This is a genomic window from Pseudomonas sp. 18175 (assembly GCF_050432925.1).
Taxonomy (GTDB): domain Bacteria; phylum Pseudomonadota; class Gammaproteobacteria; order Pseudomonadales; family Pseudomonadaceae; genus Aquipseudomonas.
Genome location: NZ_JBKFTO010000051.1, coordinates 1 through 1,619 on the forward strand (window position 1 = coordinate 1; position 1,619 = coordinate 1,619).

The 1,619-nt window shown below is 58.4% G+C and carries 1 protein-coding gene; it reads left to right on the forward strand.

Annotation, left to right across the window (positions count from 1 at the left end; genetic code table 11):
- The first annotated feature begins 108 nt into the window (after window positions 1-108).
- Window positions 109-1,586, forward strand: a protein-coding gene (locus tag ACLD1Y_RS31565) for an IS3 family transposase (protein ID WP_429481542.1) whose coding sequence is annotated in 2 segments (ribosomal slippage) — window positions 109-517 and window positions 517-1,586 — 1,479 coding nt in all. Because the reading frame shifts where the segments join, the coding sequence is not laid out codon by codon here.
- Window positions 1,587-1,619 lie beyond the last annotated feature (33 nt).

Below are 1,619 nucleotides of genomic sequence, written 5' to 3' on the forward strand. Positions count from 1 at the left end.
CCCTCCATGTCAGGATAGTTGTCGCTTCTTCAAAACTGGAGGGCGTAGGACTGTCGCTTGAAACAACGTCGCTATACCGAAGATGAGAAAACTTGGGTGCTGCAACAAATGGCCCCTCCCATCAGTTGCACGGTGGTCGAGACGGCCAAGCAAACCGGGATTACTGAGGTCACATTAAGGAAGTGGCGTAACGAGGCCAAAAACCGAGGAGTGCAAATGCCGGGAACAGGTAAACGTAACGGGCGCTGGAACAGCGCCGATAAGTTCAAGGCCGTGCTGCAAACCGCTGCAATGAGCGAGGCAGAAATCTCCGAATACTGCCGCAGTGCTGGTATTTTGCCCGCTGATCTGGTGCTGTGGCGTATCGCTTGCGAGAAGGCTAATACGCCAGCGCAGCTGGAGCCTGCCAAAGACATTCCGTCGATCCAGCGAATCAAGGAACTGGAGCGTGAGTTGCGACGCAAGGATGCGGCGTTGGCAGAAACAGCCGCTCTGTTGGTGCTGCGAAAAAAGGCCAATGCGATCTGGGGCAAGGCCGAGGACGAATGACCCGCGCCGCAGATCGCAGAAGTGCCCTTGCCTTGATCGATGAGGCGGTACAAGCGGGCGCTCGTCGACATGTGGCGTGTCGCGAGCTGGGCGCCTGCACGCGCACGGTGCAGCGCTGGCGTCATCAACTGCAAGACGGCAGGCCCGGTGCGCGCCGTTCGGAACCCGCCAACAAACTCAGTGAAGACGAGCGTCTGGCGGTGCTGCAAGCCGCTAATCGACCCGACTGTGCAGAGCTGACTCCGCATGAGATCGTCCCCAAGCTGGCAGACGAAGGCATATACCTGGCTTCGGAAACGACGTTCTATCGCGTGCTCAGATCAGCAGGGCAAGCTCAACACCGAGGGCGCTCGCGCACGCCCAAGGCTCGGCCGTTGACGACTCATCGCGCCGACGGCCCCAACCAGATCTGGTGCTGGGACATCACCTGGCTGCCGAGCACCATCAAAGGCCGCTTCTTCTACTGGTACATGGTCAAGGACATTTACAGCCGCAAGCTGGTCATGAACGAGGTGCATGAAACCGAGAGCGCAGACCATGCTGGCGTGTTAATGGAGCGCGCCTGTCTGCGTGAAAACATCCTTCCAGCCAAGCTGATCCTGCACTCGGACAACGGCAGCGCGATGAAAGGCGCGACCATGCTTGCTGCACTTCACGACCTTGGCGTATTGCCCTCCTTCAGTCGCCCACGAGTCAGCAACGACAATGCCTATGCGGAGGCCTTATTCCGCACCGCAAAGTACTGTTCGCGCTGGCCACAGCGCCCCTTCGAGTCACTGGATAAAGCACGTCAGTGGGTAATGGAATTTGTGGCCTGGTACAACGATGAGCATCGCCATAGCGCCCTGAAGTACGTCACGCCTTCACAACGACACAAGGGCCACGACCGTGCATTACTGGAAAAACGAGCCCAGCTGTACCGCGACATCCGTCGCCAAAAGCCGGAACGGTGGGCTGGGGGCGTGCGCAATTGGCGTTTGCCTGATCATGTCTACCTGAATCGCGAGCGCGAGCCTGTGAATAAACAAGTCACTTGAGATCTGACGCGACAACTACGTTGACACACACCG